This is a genomic window from Dorea sp. 210702-DFI.3.125 (genome assembly GCF_020560945.1).
In the GTDB taxonomy this organism is placed as follows: Bacteria; Bacillota; Clostridia; order Lachnospirales; family Lachnospiraceae; genus Dorea; species Dorea formicigenerans.
In genome coordinates, this window is the sequence record NZ_JAJCNF010000042.1 from 1 (window position 1) to 20,454 (window position 20,454).

Consider the following 20,454-nt stretch of genomic DNA (forward strand, 5'->3'; position numbering starts at 1 on the left):
CAAAAAGTAAAAAACTACTTTTCACACTACTAAAATCCTTAACTTAATGACATTGCTTTGACGTTTTGCTACGTCCCCTGTTTATTTTTTAACACTTGCAATTTTTCATTTTTTTTGCTATACTCCATAACTGTACGAAATTTTATATAGAACTATGGTATAATTGGAAACGACACAAGTGTATGCTTGATAACGAACAACACAAGTGTCTTTTTTGTACTCTTTTTTAACTAATCACAAAATATTTCAAAGAAAAAGGAGCACCAATTATGCCAAAAAATTTATTTCAAAATATTATTTTTACACTGATGATGTCATTCCTTATGGTCTATGTAATGATTTGCTACAACATTTCCCTCAATATTGGTGGAATGAGTAACAAAGTCTTCCTTATGGCTTTTGGCGAAATGAAGATCATGTGGCCAGTCGCATTTTTACTGGAATTCTTTATCGTAGATAAGCTTGCCCATGCACTTGCATTTCGCATGGTCACACCAAATGACAGACCGATTGTAATTACACTTGCTATTTCAGCTATGATCATCTGCATTATGTGTCCAGTCATGAGTCTGATTGCAACTGTACTTTTCAAAAATGCTGGTTCAAACATTATTTCGACATGGTTCCAGACCACATTTTTCAATTTTCCTGTTGCATTTTTCTGGCAGATGTTCTACTGCGGACCATGTATCCGTTTTATCTTTGGAAAAATGTTTTCAAATAAAGAGAATGCAGTAGAGAAAAATGTCATAACTGAATAATTTTTACCAAGTAATCTTTTATCATATGCTCGGCAGCTAGAAAAGGTCAGTCTACTGAATCTTTTTATCATATGCCTGGCATCAAAAAAGCGGGTAGTTGGTTAATCATGTTATAATTAACCTCTACTCGCTTTTATTTTCTCTCACCGTTGCTTTTCTTTAACTATTTTTATCAATTGCCTCTTTCACCAGCAATGTCGTATAGTATGTCGCCTTCTCCGGCATTTCTTCTACACTGTGATAGATTTTTTCTTCTTCCATGCCACAATTTTCAATCATCCATGCCTTCTGCCCCTGTTCTTTCAGAACTTTCTTCACATCCGACAATTTTGAAGCTGCCTTCATAAGAATCTTATTTCCCGGAAGCTTCAACGCCTCTTCGATATCATAGTTGGATGGAATAATATGAAGCTGCTCGGATCGGTCTGCAAGGCTGTCTCCCAGTTTGGCTGCAACTGCACAAAATGATGGAACTCCATTAATAATCTCTGCATCATATCCACACTTTTTTACAATACGCTGGATATAAATATAAGTGGAATAAACCGTTGGATCTCCAAGTGTCAAGTATGCCACATTTTTACCTTCGTCCAGTTTCTTTATGATTTCTTCTGATACTTTTTGATAATTCTTTTCTAAAATTTTCCGGTCTTTCGTCATCGGTGAAGACAGTCCCAGACATTCTTTCTGATCCATATCCTTCACAATTCTAGATGCAATTTTATAACTGATTGCATGTTCTTTTCCATCAGCAGGCACTGCGATTACCGGACAATTCTTAATCGTCTCCACTGCCAAGTACGTCATTAACTTAGGATCTCCCGGACCAACACCGACACCATATAATTTCCCACTCATTTTTTATAATTCCTCATTCATATTTTTATTCCCACATGATTCTGTATCCAATCAAAGACACCCTGATTCACAAAAAGGGACGCCGCAAAATGCAATTTGGGACGTAGCATTTTAACATTTTACTACGTCCCCACCCCATTAATTTTTAACTTAATATTCCATCCATGAATGCGATAATTCCTGCTTCGACTTCATTTTTTATCTCTGCGTAATTATGGATTTCGTGGCGATATCCGGAATATAGTTTTGTTGTTACTGTATGGCCGGTCTGTATCAGCCAGTTACTTACCTGGTAGACGCCTACTCCATATTCGCCGACTGGATCCTGGTCTCCTGCGATGTTGTAAATTGGCAGGTCAATTGGAACTTTATCTGCCCACTTGGTTCCTTCGATCTGTTCCATCATCTGTATAAAATCATAGATCGAACGATTACTGGTTGGTCTTGTAAATGCGTCAAATGGGTCTTCTGCATGGTCGCGTTGTACATAAGGATTTGCGCAAATCCATTCATTTCCGATACTGATCTCTCCGCACCGCTCGCACATCCAGCCCATCAGTTCTCCTGCAAATTCTGGATTGGATTCCTCGCCATGTCCGGCATCAATTACTTCTTTCAGCTTTTCTCCCACTTCTTTTGCTCCGCGGAAGATTCCGGTTGTACCGCAAATAGTAGCTCCTGTCAGTTCATCTCCATATTTTGCAATGAAATCTCTTGTGATAAAAGAGCCCATGCTGTGACCAAATAAGAAATATGGCAAGTCTGGATATTTTTCACACACGATTCCTTTTAATGTGTGCTCATCTTCCATCATTGTATGCGGACCTTTATCTCCCCAGTCGCCCCATACCTCATTGACCATCGCAGTTTTTCCATGTCCGACATGGTCGTCTGCTGCCACAATATATCCTGCATCTAAAAATGCAGAAATCATATGTAGATAACGTCTGGAATGTTCGCCGAATCCATGAATCACCTGAACGATTCCCTTCGGCTTACAAGCCGGAACATAAATCCACCCTTGAACCTGATCGCGTCCGTTAAAAGACGCAAATGATACTTCATGTAACATAACGACATACCTCCTTTTATCTGATCCGCACATACATTTTTTATTTTCCGTGCAGTCATACCCCAAGATTTCAGGACTTGCTCAGAAGTCCCGTGGAAGCAATCCGAGTCTGTCTGGCATGTCAAATCCGTCTGACAGACTTAGATTTATTGTTGTTCCCATATAGCATATATCAGATGAAAGTTTCCTTCCACCTGTTCAAGAATGCCTCGGCATTCTCATTCTAATGTTTTTTATTTCATAATTGGCTTTAACGCCTCAGATAATTTATCTTTTTCAGCCTGCGCCTCCGCAAGATCCTTACCAAGCGTTGTGTAATAAATCTTAATCTTCGGCTCCGTTCCGGAAGGACGAACGATAACTGTCTCGTTGTTCTCCAGCTTATAAATAAGTACATTTGCAGCCGGAAGACCTGTCTCTTCTGGTTTCTTATAATCCGTAACCTTCACAACTTTATATCCAGCAATCTCCGCAAGTGGCTTGTCTCTTAATCCCTGCATAATCTCAGACATACGATCCATACCACTAAGTCCCGGGAACTCAAAGCTGTCGATCTTATTCAAATAACGTCCATACTCGGAATAGATTTCTTCCATTCTCTGCTTCAGAGAACTTCCGATGCTTCTATAATAAGCAGCCATCTCGCAAATCAACATAGATCCGATAATAGCATCTTTATCACGTACATATGGACCAGCCAGATATCCATAGCTCTCCTCAAATCCGAAAATGAAACGGTCAACTTCGCCTGCTGCCTCAAGACCTGCAATCTGATCTCCAATCCATTTAAATCCTGTCAGTACACTTCGAAGCTCTACTCCATAATGCTCTGCAACTGCATCTGCAAGTGGTGTTGATACGATAGATTTCACTGCTACCGGATTCTTTGGCATCGTACCTTTCTCTATACGTCCTGCACAAATGTAGTCAAGAAGCAGAACTCCAACTTCATTTCCACTGACGAGTTCGTAAGAACCATCCGGACACTTCATTGCAATACCAACACGGTCTGCATCCGGGTCAGTTGCAAGCATCAAGTCTGCGCCAGTCTCCTTTGCAAGGTTCAGTCCCTTCTCAAGTGCCTCGAAAATCTCCGGGTTCGGATAACTACATGTTGTGAAATATCCATTTGGATACTCCTGCTCAGGAACGATTGTGATGTCTGTAATTCCAATGTCTTTCAATACCTGTGTGACAGGAACAAGTCCTGAACCATTGAGCGGACTATATACGAGCTTCAATCCTGCTGTCTTGCAAAGTCCTGGGCGAACCTGTCTGTCCTCGATTGCATCATAAAGAGCTCTCTTACAATCATCGCCCACAAAACGAATCAGCCCCTCTTCAACGCCCTGTGCAAATGGCATGTATTTTGCACCAATCAGAACATCCGTTTTCTGAATCTCTTCATAAACAATTGCTGCCGCATCATCTGTCATCTGACATCCATCCGGACCATATGCTTTATATCCATTATATTTCGCTGGATTATGAGATGCTGTTACCATAACACCTGCATTACAATTATAATAACGTGTTGCAAATGAAAGAGCCGGTACAGGCATCAATGCATCATAGATCCGAACCTTGATTCCATTCGCTGCCAGTACACTTGCCGCATTCTTCGCAAATACATCACTTTTAATACGGCTGTCATAGCTGATTGCTACTGTCTGCGTTCCACCCTGTGTCTTTACCCAGTTTGCCAGCCCTTGCGTAGCCTGACGTACAACATAGATATTCATCCGGTTCGTACCTGCTCCAAGAACACCTCGAAGTCCTGCAGTTCCAAACTTAAGCGCAACTGCAAAACGCTCCTTGATCTCCTCGTCATTTTCTTCGATTCTCGCCAGTTCCGGCTTCAGATCCGCATCCTCCAGATCAGCCTCCATCCAACGTTTGTAATCATCCTGATACATATTCTACCACTCCTGACTCATATTCTTTTTTGCTTCTTTTCATATGTAAGATGCCTACGGCATCAGATAAGTTAAATATACCATATTTCTGTTATGACATCAATTAGAGACGCTCATTTAGGGACATAGTTTTTAGCAAACTATCCTGGTAATTTTCACTTTTGATTCTTCCCAATCCGACTTGCACCTTTGATAATCAAAGGCTTACCTCACTATTTTTCCATTCTTCAAATAATCATCTATTTTCCGTCTCAAATACATACAATTCACCCTCATATACTAAGATTACATATTTCGCTGTTTATTCAACGCATTAACAATTTCATAAGCGAATCACATGCATCACACCCCACGCCACATCCCTAGCATAAAATTCAATATTTACGCACAACTAAAAGGCACGCAGATAATTGTGTGATTTTCGTCATGACTGCGAGCATAGCCTGGTTTTCGTAGCTTTGTCCGAGCCTGTCCTTTAGGCGAGTTTGCGTAGAAAACCAGAAATATGCAGCGCAGCAGTCATAGAAAATCATTCATATCTGCGTGCTTTTAGTTGTGCAACTTATATTAAATTTTATCCTAGATGTATCCCATCAATTTCGGCAGCCACAGGCTTAAGTTCGGGATATATGTTACGAGCATCAGTACTATAAAGATTGCTGCAAAGTATACGAGCAACTGTCTGAATACTGTCTCAATCTGTACTTTACCGACTTTAACACCAACAAACAGTGTTGTTCCAACCGGTGGTGTGATTGTTCCGATACACAGGTTGAAGATCATCATGATACCGAAATGGATTGTTGTCATTCCAAGTGCAGTACATACCGGCAGGAAGATCGGTGTGAAGATCAGGCAGGCCGGTGTCATATCCATAAATGTTCCGACGATCAGAAGGATAATATTGATCAGGAACAGGATAACAAACTTGTTGCTGCTTACGGAAAGCAGTGCTGTAGATACCAGTTCCGGAATATTGGTAAATGCCATAACCCATGACATGATGCTGGATACACCGATCAGGAAAATGATGATACCTGTCATTTCAGCACTGTCCAGAAGAATCTTTGGCAGTTCTTTGATCTTGATTGATTTGTATACAAATAATGACAGAAGCAGGCTGTATACTACGGCCACTACGGAACCTTCTGTTGCAGTGAAGATACCAAAGATGATTCCACCGATTACGATTACAATCAGAAGCAGACAAGGCAGAGCCTGAAGGATGATCTTTCCAGCTTCAGATGCTGTAAAACGTTTTTTTGCACGGTAGCCTTTTTTCTTGGCAATCACATATACTACTAGCATACAAGCAAGTCCCCAGAGGATTCCCGGAATGTAACCAGCCATGAAAAGTGCTGCTACGGAAGTTCCTCCGCTGACCAGTGAGTATGTGATCATTACGTTACTTGGCGGGATCAGAAGTCCTGTCGGTGCAGTTGCAATGTTAACTGCTGCTGAGAAGTTCGGGTCATATCCCTCTTCTTTCTCGATTGGTCCGATGATAGATCCCATAGCAGAAGCTGCTGCTGTACCAGATCCGGAAATAGAACCGAATAACATATTTGCAAGGATGTTTGTCTGAGCAAGTGCTCCAGGAGCGCGTCCTGTAATTAATTTTGCAAAGTTAATCAGTCTTACGGCGATACCACCTTTATTCATAATATTTCCTGCAAGAATAAAGAACGGGATAGCAAGCAGGCTGAATACAGAGATACCGGAGAAGATTCTCTGGCATCCGGTCAGTACGGCTACATTCAAATCCATGATTGGAAGAATTGCACATACGGAAGATACACCAAGTGCTACTGCGATCGGCACACCGGCTATCAGCATGATAATCAAGAGGACTAAAATAATCAGTCCGGATACAAGTGCAGTGTTCATAATTATTTCTCCTCCTCTTCTTTTCTCTCGTAACCTTTACACAGATCAACTACATTTAAAATTCCATAAATCGCAATCAGGATTCCGGAAATCGGAACGACTGCATATACCTGTCCCATCATAACTCCAAGGGAAGCTGTCTTCTGAGTCATAGTCAGTCCCATAATGTTAAATCCGCCATAGATCAGTACGATGGCTGCAAATGCAATGACAAGGACTTCCAGCACGATTTCCAACACTTTTCTCTGTGCAGGTGCCAGCTTGTCTACGACAAATGTCATTCTCATGTGGTCACGTTTTCCGAATACATAAGCTGTTGCAAACATGGCCATCCATGCAAATGAATATGTCAGAAGCTCTTCGGAAATGGTACTCGGGTTATTAAATATGAATCTTGTGATAATCTGATAGCTTCCTACAACTACCATTAATGCAAAGAGGAATATACAAATGGTTCCAACAATTTTATCTAACCATTTTCTGATTGTATGTAATGTTTCCATTTATTTTCCCTCCCCTTCGTATTGTTTGTTATATTTCTGAATATGCTCATACAGATCCTTGATATTCGGATTGTCTTCCAGCATTTCTTTCTGTACGTTCTTTACTTTATCTTTGAAAAGACTGATGTCCGGATAAAGAAATTGAACGCCCATATCTTCTTCTGCTGTCTTCTTAGCGGCCTCTACATCTGTCTCCCAATCTTTGAGCTCTGTCTCTGTAGAAAGTCTTGCAGCTTCCTCAAATACTTCTCTGTCTTCCTCGCTCATGTCATTGAGGAGCTTGTAGTTTGCAATCAGAACGTCCGGAATCATCTGATGCATCGTGTAGCTGTAGTATTTTGCAACCTCACCGTGCTTATTATCTGTCAGAGCAAGCTCATTGTTCTCTGCTCCGTCAATAACTCCTTGCTGAATTGCTGTATATACCTCTCCAAATGACATCGGAGATGCAGCTGCGCCAAATGCATTACACATCTTGATACTTGCCGGGCTCTGCTGTACACGCATCTTCAGACCTTTCAGGTCATCTGGTGTATTGATTGCTTTCTTTGCATAGAAGTTTCTTGTACCTACGTTGTACCATGTTACAACCTGAAGTCCTGTATCCTCTGTAGATGCATAAATTTTATTCATGTAATCTGTATCATTCATAGCTGCAAAATAAGCGTCCTCAGATGTAAACAGATACGGCATACTGAATACTTCATATACATCGGCAAATATTTCAAGGTTCGGTGTTCCGGCAATCGTAAAGTCAATCGCACCAGTCTGAGTCAGCTCAATTGCTTTTGTCTGTCCACCAAGAAGCTCATTTGGATAAAGCTGAACTTCATACTTGTCACCGAGTTTCTCCTCGACATACTTTTTAAATGTCTCCATACCCTTGTACTCAGGGTGTTCCTCAGACTGTGAAAGAGCCACACGGATAATACGCTTCTTTGAAGAGGAATCCGATTTGCTTCCACATCCCGTTATCAGCATTCCTGCCATGCATACGCAGACAGCTGCACTGACAATTCGTTTCCATTTCATCATCTTTGGAGTCTCCTTTCGATACCATGCTTTTCTGGTTAACTGTTATATTTTTTTCAGCCTCTCACTCCTTCATTGTGTAAGAGCTTACATTCTGTTATAAAGTATATGTCAAAATCTTGACGAAAGCAAGGTCGTTTTTATTGACTTTTCCGACAAATTATTGTATCTATTTTTGTACAATATCCACAAGTTCTTGGCTGTTTTTATTTTCCCTTATAGTTTTAGAAGTTTTAATTTTTATTTGTGTAAGCGTTTACATCTTTTTGTGACATATAAACTGAATTTTCAAACTTTTAGTACAGATTTCAAACTAAAAAAGGTCCACCGGACCTTTTTGTCGTATGCTTGGCAACAAAAGGCAGTTTCGGTAAGTCTGCTCTATTTGGCTGACTTTTACGAAACTGCCTTTCATACTTAGAACTTTGTAAATATGTGAAATTATCAAAGTACTATATCATTCTCTATTTTTATGTCTTTTTTTATTCTTACAACTTACATACGTTGACCGGCTTGCCGCCAAGATAAGCGGTCACGTTATCGAATACAATCTTTGCTCTTCTTACCATAGACTCCTCGGAGATAAATGCCTGATGAGGTGTCAATAATGTATTCTTAGCCTGAAGCAATGGATAATCTGCCGGGATCGGCGGCTCCATATCAAATACGTCAACGCATGCATATCCAAGCTTGCCATCATTCAGCGCTTTCGCAAGTGCCTCGTTGTCTACGATCGGTCCTCTTGCACAGTTGATGAAGATTGTGTTCTCATTCATAAGTGCAATCTTATCTGCTGACAGGAATCCTCTCGTCTCTGCATTCAGTGGAAGGTTCAGTGATACGATATCACTTGTTGATAATACTTCCTCTAATGATTTATACTCGATTCCAAGTGCTTTTGCTTCCTCAGACTCACTTCTGTTGTAAGCAATAACTTTAGCGCCAAATGCCTGGAATAATTTTGCTGCCATGAGTCCAATCTGTCCAAGTCCGATAATTCCGACCGTTCTTCCGCAGATTTCTTTTCCGCCAAGGCCTGCACTTGTTCCACCATTTCTTACAAGTCCGTCAGCTTTTACTACATGTCTTAATGCGTCAATCGCCATACCAATGATAAGCTCGGCAACTGTCTGGTTTGAGTACCCTGCTGCATTACAGATCATAATATTTTTCTCTTTACACTTGTCTGTTCCGATGTGGTCAATTCCTGTAAATGCTACAGATAACATCTTCAGTGCGTCCGCTTTCTCTACAACCTCTGTCGGATACGGATTGTTAGCAATCATAACAATGTCGCAGCCTTCACTTCTCTTGGCAAGTTCTGCCGGATCTGTTGTTTTGGTATCATAATATACGAATTCATGTCCCTTTTCTGTAATCGGTGCTGATAACTCATCAATAACTTCTTTTGATACTCCAATTGGTTCTAATAATGCGATTTTCATTTTTTTCACGCTCCCTTTCTGTCTGTATTTTATAAATATTATAACCTCATGTCAATACATGGATATACTAAAACTTAAATACATTTTTATCTATTTTTTTCAGGCTTTCTGTAAATCCACTCATAACGAAGCATAATTTTTACTTTCCGGTTCTTGCCATCTCTCAACACTTCAGCTTCAATTTGAAATAATTATGTCCGATTGCCGTAGCCAGTCTGCTATGTGGCTCATAAATCTCTCCTCTCACACCGGTATCTGTGCCGGTGTTATTCCTGTTCTTTTATATTAAAGCCCTGTTTTTTTATACCTGTAAAGTACCTGAAGTAATTTTTCACCATCTACAGGTTTTGTCAGATGTTCATTCATACCTGCTTCTTTTGTCTTTCTCATGTCTTCTACAAATGCATTTGCTGTCATGGCAATGATTGGGATACTTTTTGCATCAGCACGGTCAAGACTTCGAATCGTCTTTGTTGCCTCAATTCCATCCATATTCGGCATCATAATATCCATAAGGATTGCTTCGAGTTCGCCCTCCCGGCTGTTTTTAAATGCTTCTACTACCTGAAGTCCATCTCTTGCGACCTCTACGACTGCCTTATCTCCCCCTCTGTCATAGTATGTCCTCACACCCTATAATTATCTCTAATCTACTATTACCACCATTGCTGCGATATGGATTGCAGGAATATGCAGAAAAATATGTTATAATATCATCAGTATTTCTTACAACATTTAATTTCATCAAATTTTTAAATAACAGGTGCATTTTCCCCGAAAATATGGTTCAATAAAATAACACATTTTTTTATTATTGCCAGGAGAAAACTGGCATTTGGAGGTTTTCATGACAAAAGAAGATATTAAATATCAGGCATATATCCAGATATTAAAAGAAGAATTAATACCGGCTATGGGGTGTACCGAGCCAATTGCTCTGGCTTACGCTGCTGCCAAAGCCCGTGAAGTGCTGGGCTGCATACCGGAGCGCGTACATATCGGAGCAAGCGGAAGCATTATTAAAAATGTAAAAAGTGTAATCGTTCCGAACACGAATCATTTAAAAGGAATTCCGGCCGCTGCTACAGCCGGAATCATTGCCGGAGATGCTTCTAAAGAACTGGAAGTTATCTCTGATGTAACAGAAGCACAGACAAAAGAAATGGCAAAGTATCTCGAAGAAACCGAGATTACCGTCGAGCATATTGATAACGGCTGTATCTTCGACATCATCGTTGAAGTATTTGCCGGAAAGGATTCTGCTAAAGTCCGTATTGCCAACTATCATACAAACATTGTAAGAATTGAAAAAAATGGAAAAATCCTTCACTATGTACCAGTTGAAGGTGCAAGCGAAGAAGGACTGACTGACCGTACTCTTTTGGATGTAAAGTCTATCTGGGATTTTATTAATATGGCTGACATCGACGATATCCGTGAAGTCCTGTCCCGTCAGATTGAGTATAACAGCGCAATCGCCGATGAAGGACTCGCCGGAAATTACGGTGCAAATATTGGAACTGTACTTCTTAATACTTACGGCAACGACGTCCGCACACGCGCAAAAGCTCGCGCTGCTGCCGGATCTGATGCGCGAATGAATGGCTGTGAGCTTCCGGTCGTTATCAACTCCGGAAGTGGAAATCAGGGAATGACCTGTTCTCTCCCTGTTCTGGAATATGCAAAAGAGCTACACACTAACGAAGATAAGACTTACCGCGCACTGGCACTTTCCAATCTGATCGCAATCCACCAGAAAACCGGAATCGGGCGCCTCTCTGCTTACTGCGGAGCTGTCAGCGCCGGAGCCGCTGCCGGAGCCGGAATCGCATACTTGTGCGGCGGTGGATATGAAGAAGTAATCCATACTGTTGTCAACGCACTCGCGATCGTATCCGGTATGGTCTGTGACGGAGCAAAAGCTTCCTGTGCAGCCAAAATCGCAGCTTCCGTAGATGCCGGAATACTTGGTTACAATATGTACCTGCAGGGGCAGCAGTTCTACGCCGGTGATGGCATCATCACAAAAGGAATCGAGGGAACCATTGATAATGTAGGACGTCTCGGAAAAGACGGCATGAAAGAGACAAATGAAGAAATCATTCGGATTATGATCAATGATTAATAAACGGGATTCATCTCAGGTAAAGATTTCAATTGACGAATAGACATGGAAGTAATATCATCAAAAGCGCAGGAAAACTGTTTCATTTATATGAGCGGATATCCTGCGCTGTTTAGTTTTACACCAGGGAGAGATATTATGACACAGGATATGACGAAGGGTAAGATTATGCCCATGCTTATTAGATTTACAATTCCACTTATACTGGGAAATCTGTTCCAGCTTACTTACAACGCCGTAGACAGCATTATTGTGGGACATTTTATCGGAAAAGAGGCACTGGCTGCGGTCGGTATCTGCAATCCGGTCACGACATTGGTCATTCTGTTTCTGAATGGTCTGTGCATGGGCGCGAGTATTCTGATCGGCACGTATTACGGGGCGAAAGATTACGATACTCTCTCACGCCAGATCAGTACGACTATGATTTCAGGATCTGTATTTTCTGTAATTCTAACCATTCTCAGTATTGGAATTGCGAAATCACTTCTCAGATTGCTACAGGTAGACGCATCTATTTTGGATATGACGACTTCTTACCTTCGCATCATATTTGTAGGACTTATGTTTACATTTTTATATAATTTTTTCTCCAGTACATTAAGAGCCCTCGGAGACAGTAATTCACCACTGTATTTTTTGATCATAAGTGCGATTCTTAATGTTTTCGGAGATATGTTTTTTATCATTGTACTGAAAGCAGGAAGTAATGGCTGCGCTGTTTCCACTGTTATCAGTGAGGCACTGTGTTGTATTTTCTGTATTATCTATGTGCAGAAAAAAGTACCACTCCTTCAATTAGGAAAGAAATGGCTCATTTTCGATCGTTCCCTGTTAAAGCGTACAATTGCATACGGCTGGGCATCTGCAATGCAACAAGCAACTGTACAGCTCGGAAAAATCGGTGTTCAGGCAATTGTTAATACTATGGGTGTGTCTGTTGCCGCTGCATTTACCGCGGTCAACCGGATTGATGACTTTGCCTATACCCCGGAGCAGAATATAGCCCACGCCATGACAGCACTTATGGCGCAGAATAAGGGGGCGAAAAGAAATGACCGGATGCGTGAAGGCTTCCGATGTGGACTGGTACTGGAGACCATTTACGGCATCCTCATTTTTATTGTCTGTTTTGTTTTTGCAAGACATCTGATGATGCTCTTTGTGAAAGATGAGGAAGTTATCGGGCACGGTGTTACTTATCTGCACCTGATTTCCATAATGTATATCTTGCCGGCTATCACCAATGGACTTCAGGGATTCTTCCGTGGAATCGGTGATTTGAAGATTACCCTGATCAGCAGTTTTGTCAATATGGGGCTTCGGGTTCTTGTTGCCGCACCGCTCGTTCTTGTATGGGGATTTGGAATTGAAGCACTGCCATTCTCCTACCTGGCAGGCTGGATTGGAATGCTGGTAGCAGAATTACCACTGTTGATACATACTTACAGAGAATCAAAAATCACCGGCTAATATTTTAGGCTATGCAAGCACTGCTTTCTCATTAGCAAATCAGGAAGGACTTCTAGTATAGAATATTTTTGCGACCGACATTCATGCCGGTCGCATTTTTATATTAGCAAATTTACATCTGCTGTATACTATTTTCTTTTCTTAGCAACTACTGTAATACCTGCCATTCCTGCACAGGAAACTACAAAGAGTGCTGCCCAGAGTAATACATTGTTTGTATCTCCTGTCTTAACTGTATTCACATTTGCTGCAGTCTTAGTTGCTGATGTAATCTTTCCACTATTTCCAGAATCACCACTATTACCTGTGTTACCATTGTTTCCGGAGTTACTATTATTGCCAGTATTTCCGTTGCTGGAACCGTTATTTCCGTTATCCCCGTTATCCCCGTTATCGCCATTATCGGAATCATTATTTCCGTTATCTGTTGTTGTAAACTTCTCTAATGGAGGCAGTGCATTAATTCCTGCTTTCCAGTACAAATCGGCTAACGGATCATTCTCAGCACCGCTGATCATTGTTCCGTCTTCAATATGAGTGCTGGAACTGATAACTTTTACATCTCCATCAATTGCTTTTCCAGCCTCTGCTTTGTTAGATGTATTAGCGGTTGCTCCCTGAAGGAATACTTTTTTCGTTGCAATTGTTCCTTTTCCGGATACAGCATTTCCACCATTTCCCCAGAGAACATCTCCACCGATTGCAACTAACTTTCCATCTCCTGTAATCTGGCTGCCTTCTGTAATGTCAATGGCTGTTCCACCGTCTGTATAAAGCAGAGTCTTTCCGCTTCCGCCGTAAGCTACAAGTGTTGTGTCCTTATCTGCCAGAGTTAATGTTCCATTTACACGGAGTGCTGTCTGTCCGATATCGCTTCCGCCATCATCACCTAATATAGCTACCGTACCCTTTACGGTTACATTTCCATTTGCCACTGCAACCGGCTCAGAAGTTGTACGATCTGTCAGATCTCCGTTTGCAAGATAATTTGCGTGAGAGTAAATTGCTGCATTTTCCAAAGCAGCACCGTCTGCAAGACGAAGTTGTCCACACAGAGACGCTCCTGTTGTAAATTCGTTGTTGAAAGAATCATAGTTCATAGAAAATGTTCCTCCGCTCTGTACATCGATAATTCCCTGTACAACAGAATCAGAAAGCGTCAGTTTACCACCATTTTCTACAATAATATGTACACTGCTGAGTACTTCCATATTTGTCAGTGTCAGATTGCATCCACTCGGAATATAAAGTGTCTGAGGAATATTTCCAGCTACGACCTGCTTCCACGGAATGTCATACCCCAGATATCCGTAAGTTCCGCTCTCGTGGGAACCGAACCATGCCTCCAAATACGCTGGCACACGAACGCTCTCTTCCTCACCGTTTACATTACTTCCAAATTTACTGATTGCCCATGGTTCCATAATATCCCATGCATAGAGTCCATTTCCATAATCTTTAAAATTCTCTTTCTTCATCTGGTCTGCAAGCGTTTCCTCGCCGCTGTAAATTCTGAATGGCAGTGTGTTGCTGACTGCGCTGCGTCCCTGCTGATCCTCAATAGACACGGAAACCAGATAACTTCCAGGATCTTTTGGCGTACCGCTAAGTGTCAGATCACTGCTGATCGTCATATATACGCCCTGCATACCGCTGTCACTGTCTGCAGATGTTCCTTTTTCTGTGTCCGGAACGATGCTAACACTGCATTTGCTTCCATTCAATTTAATCTTAGCCACATTATCCAGCTCTTCCCAATCCTTGTCAGCAACGTCTTTTCCTTTTTCTACCAGTGCGCCGTATACTTTCACTGCACTGTTCTTGTTGCTTGAGGAACCGCCGACACTGGCGCTGGACACTCCATCATAATCTTTCTGTCCTACGATTGCCGCCTCAAATTCTCCTTCGATTTTTACATGAAGCTCGTATGGATCTCCCTTGCCATCATCTTCTACAAGAGAAGCATTTCCATTTGTATCAATGACAAGCTTAAATGTCAGATCATCATATCCATTTGCAGAAATTGCAACTACATCTCCGCTCTTCAATGCTGGAATTTCAGGATTAGCGACAAAGTCTTTTGTTGCAAAGATAAGTTTATTGTTATCTGTATCTTTTTTGTATGCTCCACCTGCTGACAAGCTATAGGACTTCTCTTCCCATGCTGTAGTATTTACCTTCACATCTGTAATTTTCCCTACATAACCATCTGCATTTTTGAATTCAAGTTCCCAGTTATTCCCAAAGTAATCTGTTCCAATGCTGACCTGGCTTAATTCAATTGCACCATTTTGTGCCGGTGCTTTCTCCTTAAATGTCGCGGATACTGTGACATTTTCTGCCGGCATTGTAAATATATAAGTTTCTCCAGAACCGGTCACGTCAACATTTTTATTGTTCTCAGTTGTTACTGTCACTGCATCAATCTCGTAGTTTTCAGCCGGTGTTGCTGTTACAGTCACTGTATCTCCTGCTTTCAGGTCTTTATCTTTATCCAGTGCTACTGTACCGTTAGAAGCTTTCTTTGCCATCGCTGTGTATGTAGCCTCTGTATTTCCGCCAGTTGTATCTTTCTTTACAGTTGCTGTGTACACATACGGATATGTTGAAGTATCTTTCGTCACTTCTAAGTTTAAGTCTTGATACCCCTCTGCTGTTATTTTAATGGTCGCTGGATAAGAAGGGTTGGTAAGTTTTAACGCGGTATAGCTTCCATATACTCCCATAGCACTTCCTACTTCCCATAGATTTCCACTGCTTCCCCAGCCAAGCGTACCTTTTGTATATTCTATCTCATTTACTGTGACGCTGCTGATCTTATTCATCCAGTCTGTATCTTCAAATTCCAAAGCCATATACTCTGGCATAAAGCCAGTTACCGTACATGATTTTACTTCCGTCGGTGCTGCTTTCCCCTCTGCTGCCATTACAGGAGTAACTGTCATGGACAGTAAAAGTAACACTGACAGAAACAGTGATGCAATTCTTTTCCAATTCTTTTTCATTTGTCTCTCCTTCATTATTTTCTGAATTTTGTTGATAATTTTTTTCGTTTTAATCACACAAAATATATTGCCGTAATCCTCCTTTCATGCTATATTAATCAAAGCTTTGTTAGTAGATTCTAACTACAATACAAAATGCTACCAATAATTCCCATAACTGTCAATTTTATATTTATTTATTGATAATTATTCTTAATTAAACATATATATTTCTTTGTTTATTTTATAATTTACATTGTAACAATATTATTTCGTTTTATTTTACTCTAAGGAGACGTGACATGAAAAAGTGCATACCTGTGTTACTTATGCTTACAATATTAATATGCGGATGTTCCAAGCAGGCTCAGGAATCAACATCTGAGCCGGTTTCAGATACATTTTTCGCCATGGATACGACTATGGATTTTCGTATTTACGGTGATAAAAGTCTTTTACAGGACGCGCAGAATGTTATCACAGATCTGGAAAAGAAAGTGTCTGTCACAGATTCTGACAGTGAGATTTATAAAATCAATGAAAATGGTTCCGGAATTCTAAGCGGTGAAGCTGACACTCTGATGAAAAATGCTCTTGAAATGTGCCGGCGTACCAACGGTGTTCTGGATATTTCCATCTACCCAATCGTAAAAGCATGGGGATTTACAACCGGAAGCTATCAGGTTCCTGACGAGGAGACAATTCAGACGCTTCTGACTAAAGTAGATTACACACAGATCCAATATGACGAAGCATCTGGAAATGTCACAATTTCGGAAGGTATGACCATTGATCTTGGCAGTATTGCCAAGGGCTATGCAGGTGAACTTGCAGCCCGGACATTGCGCGACAAAGGTGTCACTTCCGCGCTTCTGAACCTTGGCGGAAATGTACAGACGATCGGTTCTAAGCCGGACGGATCCGCCTGGATCATCGGCATCAAGGACCCGAAAAATCCAGACACTGCCATGATGGGACTGTCCGTCACCGACCAGGCCGTTGTGACCTCCGGCGGTTACGAGCGTTATTTTGAACAGGACGGGCATACTTACTGGCATATTATGAATCCTGCTACCGGACACCCTGCCAAGAGCGGGCTTCTGTCCGTCACAGTCGTAGGGGACAAAGGAGGAATTTGCGATGCCCTCTCCACTTCGCTATTTGTTATGGGTCTGGATAAAGCGTATGACCTCTGGGCAGAAAGTGATGACTTCGAAGCCGTGTTCGTGGCAACCGATGGAACTGTTTACATCACAGATGGATTAAAGGATATATTTTCATTGGCGCAAGGATATGAAGATACATCTGTAAAGATTCTGACACGTTAAAATTCAAGAATGCCTCGGCATTATCGTAAAACAACATATTTTCGAGCAAAATATCTCATGATTTTGTCATACCTGTTCCCTGTGAGCAGGTATTTTTTTGTATAATCTTACATTTTTTTATTCTTTCAATAAGATTAAATTGTAATTCCGGTTTTAACGTGACATAATAGAAAGGTAGTGTTAAGAAAATTTAAAAAGAAAGTTAAGTGTATGTAAATAACTGACGACAAAGGAGAAATTATGGGAATATTTTCTATGGTATTGTCATTGTTAAGCGGAGTTGCTTTATTCCTGTTCGGTATGTCTTTGATGGGGGATGGACTCAAACTGGTTGCCGGTAATAAACTGGAAGCATTTCTCTACAAAATGACCAATACGCCACTGAAGGGAGTCGCACTTGGTACAGCCGTTACAAGCGTTATCCAGTCTTCCGGAGCAACGACTGTCATGGTTATCGGTTTTGTTAACTCTGGTATGATGAAGCTTCGCCAGGCCATCGGTATCATCATGGGAGCCAACATCGGAACCAGTATTACCGGTTGGATCTTATGTCTTTCTTATATAGAAGGATCTAACGGAATTGCAAGTATCCTGTCATCTGCCACAATCGCTGCGGTTGTAGCAGTTATCGGTATTATTCTTAGAATGGCGAGCAAAAGAACCGTCCACCGGAATATCGGGAACATCATGCTTGGATTTGCGATCCTCATGACCGGTATGCAGACCATGAGCGGAGCCGTCGCACCGCTTCGAGAAAGCAAAGTATTTATGGATCTGTTAACAACATTTTCAAACCCAGTCATTGGTATCCTGGTAGGTATTGTATTTACCGCCATCCTGCAGAGTGCCTCAGCAACAGTCGGTGTATTGCAGGCTTTATCTGTAACAGGACTGCTTACATTTTCCAGTGCATTTCCGATTATCCTCGGTATCGGTGTCGGAGCTTCCTGCCCGGTTCTGATTTCCGCAATCGGAGCGAATAAAAATGGTAAAAGAACTGCTCTTGTATACTTGCTGAATGATACCTTTGGAATGTTGCTTTGGTCAATCGGATTCTATATCATCAATGCATTTGTACATTTTTCATTCCTGAATACGATTATGACGCCAGTGGCCATCGCACTTTTAAATACGGTTTTCCGTCTTGTAACAGTCTGTATTTTGTTTCCATTTATCCCAAAACTGGAGCAGCTTGTATGCTGGTTCGTTAAAGACAGTGCGGAAGAACTGGAAGATGAAGCAGACTTTGATCTTCTTGAGGAGCGTCTTCTTGACTACCCTGCACTTGCACTCGGACAGTGTCACCGTGCTATGAGCGGTATGGCAAGAAAACTTCGTAAAAATGTAAACCGCGCCATGAACCTTTTGAATGATTTCCAACTTGGCAAGTTCGATAAGGTACAGAGAAAAGAAGACCTGATCGACCGCTATGAATCCCGTCTGGGTGACTATCTGATTAAGCTTACCAAGCATCCGATGAATTCTGTTCAGACAAGACAGGTTTCTCTTTATCTACATATGATTAATGACTTCGAACAGATTGGAGACCATGCTGCATGCATCGCCCATATGTCTAATGAGATGAATGAGAACAAAACACAATTTTCCGAAGAAGCATGGGATGAACTGAATGTTGTTATGGAAGCTGTCCGCGAGGAGATTAATACAACTTGCAAAGCGTTTTTGGAAAATGATAAAGAACTCTCCCAGAGAGTTGCGCCACTTGGAATGGTCATTACAACTTTGTGCGATGAACTCAAGATCCGCCACGTTGAACGCATGAGCAACGGAGCCTGTGGCCTGGAAGAAGGGACGGTATATTCGGATATCCTGAACAGCTTCACACGTATCTCTGCCCACTGCGCAAGCGCAATGGTAGCACTGTCAAAGAACAGCGAAGAGCCTGTGGATATCCACATTCACAACTCAAGAGTATATCCTTCCGACACGAAAGAATATAAGACCTATCTGGCAGAATATAGTCAGAAATATGAACTCATAAAAATTGAGGAACATATTCGAAGCATGGAACCGGAAGAAGTTGAATAAATAATATCAAAAAAGTACGTGCAAAAGGAAGGTTCTTCTGCTATAGCAGAAGAAATCCTTCCTTTTTTAATATCCAATGTCAGGGATCAAGAGCTCCCTACTATGATACCCACGGATTGTTCGCAAGCGTACTCCCACAATCCTATAATCTCTCCATCAAGGCATCATAAATTTCCTTTGCAACCGCCAGCTTATAAGCAAGTCTTGTAGGCTGTGGCTGCAATTCAAAATAATAAGACATAACCTCTCCATTAAGTTCAATTGCAAAATATACCTGCCCCGGCACAGATGCTTCCAGATTCGCCGGATCTACATTCCCCATTGTTCCGGTCACACCGATTCCGATATTGGCCTTATACGCTTTTGTACAGGCCTTCGCCATTGCTTCTGCGGTCTCTTTCGAATATACCGTATACTTCTCCAGAATCTCGGCAGGAACGCCCTGCATGATTTTTGCTTCGTTGCAATAGGTGACAAAAGCTCCTTTTAACACTGCCGATGAGCCTTCGGTATCCGTAATCAGTGACGCAATCTGCCCTGAAGTCGCAGATTCCATTGTTGTAATCGTCATATCCCGCTCAATCAAGAGCTTCGTCAGTTTTTTGTAATCATTTCTAATGTCTGATTCTTTATATATTTTTTTCATTATATTCATTCTGACTTTTTATTCCTTCCTGATAATAGTTGCATTTATCTTGCTAGCATTAATTGTATATTCATTGATTTCATAACAAAGTTAGCCAACCTGCCACAGAAGTTCCGTCTGGTAGATGATCCGGTTATTCTTCGACATGGATTTTCCCTCATTTAAGAAATCTGTTTTTTGCAGGTTCCTTTTTTAGTACATTCCCTTATAAAAAGCCGCTCCTGCTATAACCAGTACAAACACGGCTCCAAGTCCAAACAACAATTATCTTAACATTCCCCAAATACACTCCAGTAATGTTAGTGCAAGGATAATGTTAATAATAAAGACTTCCCATACCCAAAATGGGACTTGTACCTTGAAAACTCTATATTT

At 41.3% G+C, this 20,454-nt stretch carries 15 protein-coding genes; 5 read left to right on the top strand and 10 right to left on the bottom strand.

All coding sequences use genetic code 11. From position 1 onward, the window contains the following. Positions 1–269: 269 nt before the first annotated feature. The gene (locus tag LI164_RS14545; protein ID WP_005330889.1) at positions 270–761 is read left to right on the top strand and encodes a DUF2798 domain-containing protein; all 492 of its coding nucleotides are present in this window, start codon (positions 270–272) and stop codon (positions 759–761) included. 159 nt (positions 762–920) lie between these two features. Here LI164_RS14545 and cobI read toward each other — a convergent pair whose 3' ends face one another. The 8 genes from cobI to LI164_RS14585 all read right to left on the bottom strand — a co-directional run bounded on the left by cobI (position 921) and on the right by LI164_RS14585 (position 10,104). After that, a complete protein-coding gene (cobI, locus tag LI164_RS14550; RefSeq protein ID WP_227087318.1) occupies positions 921–1,619 on the bottom strand; it encodes a precorrin-2 C(20)-methyltransferase in 699 nt (232 codons plus the stop codon). 145 nt (positions 1,620–1,764) lie between these two features. Beyond that, positions 1,765–2,691, bottom strand: a complete 927-nt coding sequence (locus LI164_RS14555) for an alpha/beta fold hydrolase (RefSeq protein ID WP_227087319.1) — start codon at positions 2,689–2,691, stop codon at positions 1,765–1,767. Positions 2,692–2,924: 233 nt separating this feature from the next. Continuing rightward, positions 2,925–4,607 (bottom strand): phospho-sugar mutase, encoded by a 1,683-nt coding sequence (locus LI164_RS14560; protein ID WP_117657212.1) that lies wholly within the window; start codon positions 4,605–4,607, stop codon positions 2,925–2,927. Between the two features lie 579 nt (positions 4,608–5,186). Next, a complete protein-coding gene (locus LI164_RS14565; RefSeq protein WP_005330884.1) occupies positions 5,187–6,494 on the bottom strand; it encodes a TRAP transporter large permease in 1,308 nt (435 codons plus the stop codon). 2 nt (positions 6,495–6,496) lie between these two features. Then, positions 6,497–6,997 carry a TRAP transporter small permease gene (locus LI164_RS14570; RefSeq protein WP_117657211.1) on the bottom strand — a complete coding sequence of 167 codons (501 nt, stop codon included), beginning with the start codon at positions 6,995–6,997 and terminating at the stop codon, positions 6,497–6,499. Next, positions 6,998–7,987, bottom strand: coding sequence for a TRAP transporter substrate-binding protein (locus LI164_RS14575; protein ID WP_227087323.1), 990 nt, complete (start codon positions 7,985–7,987; stop codon positions 6,998–7,000). 530 nt (positions 7,988–8,517) lie between these two features. Next, positions 8,518–9,474 carry a 2-hydroxyacid dehydrogenase gene (locus LI164_RS14580; protein ID WP_227087320.1) on the bottom strand — a complete coding sequence of 319 codons (957 nt, stop codon included), beginning with the start codon at positions 9,472–9,474 and terminating at the stop codon, positions 8,518–8,520. A 285-nt stretch (positions 9,475–9,759) separates the two neighbouring features. Then, positions 9,760–10,104 (bottom strand): response regulator, encoded by a 345-nt coding sequence (locus tag LI164_RS14585; RefSeq protein WP_117657210.1) that lies wholly within the window; start codon positions 10,102–10,104, stop codon positions 9,760–9,762. A 217-nt stretch (positions 10,105–10,321) separates the two neighbouring features. Here LI164_RS14585 and LI164_RS14590 point away from each other — a divergent pair, with 217 nt between their 5' ends. Further along, entirely contained in the window at positions 10,322–11,599 is a 1,278-nt protein-coding gene (locus LI164_RS14590; protein ID WP_005339415.1) for a serine dehydratase subunit alpha family protein, read from the top strand. A gap of 138 nt (positions 11,600–11,737) precedes the next feature. Further along, positions 11,738–13,072: an MATE family efflux transporter gene (locus tag LI164_RS14595; protein ID WP_215683540.1), complete on the top strand. Its 1,335-nt coding sequence runs from the start codon at positions 11,738–11,740 to the stop codon at positions 13,070–13,072. A gap of 128 nt (positions 13,073–13,200) precedes the next feature. Here the strand turns inward: LI164_RS14595 and LI164_RS14600 are convergent, their stop codons facing one another. Continuing rightward, complete coding sequence (locus LI164_RS14600; RefSeq protein ID WP_227087321.1) at positions 13,201–16,077, bottom strand: hypothetical protein; 2,877 nt, start codon at positions 16,075–16,077, stop codon at positions 13,201–13,203. A 281-nt stretch (positions 16,078–16,358) separates the two neighbouring features. Here LI164_RS14600 and LI164_RS14605 point away from each other — a divergent pair, with 281 nt between their 5' ends. Together LI164_RS14605 and LI164_RS14610 are read left to right on the top strand one after the other, a co-directional pair. Next, positions 16,359–17,384: an FAD:protein FMN transferase gene (locus LI164_RS14605; RefSeq protein WP_005330874.1), complete on the top strand. Its 1,026-nt coding sequence runs from the start codon at positions 16,359–16,361 to the stop codon at positions 17,382–17,384. A 240-nt stretch (positions 17,385–17,624) separates the two neighbouring features. After that, a complete protein-coding gene (locus LI164_RS14610; protein WP_005330873.1) occupies positions 17,625–19,433 on the top strand; it encodes a Na/Pi cotransporter family protein in 1,809 nt (602 codons plus the stop codon). 142 nt (positions 19,434–19,575) lie between these two features. On the opposite strand, the gene LI164_RS14615 is transcribed toward LI164_RS14610, so the two are convergent. Next, positions 19,576–20,079, bottom strand: coding sequence for a CinA family protein (locus LI164_RS14615; RefSeq protein ID WP_227087322.1), 504 nt, complete (start codon positions 20,077–20,079; stop codon positions 19,576–19,578). Positions 20,080–20,454 lie beyond the last annotated feature (375 nt).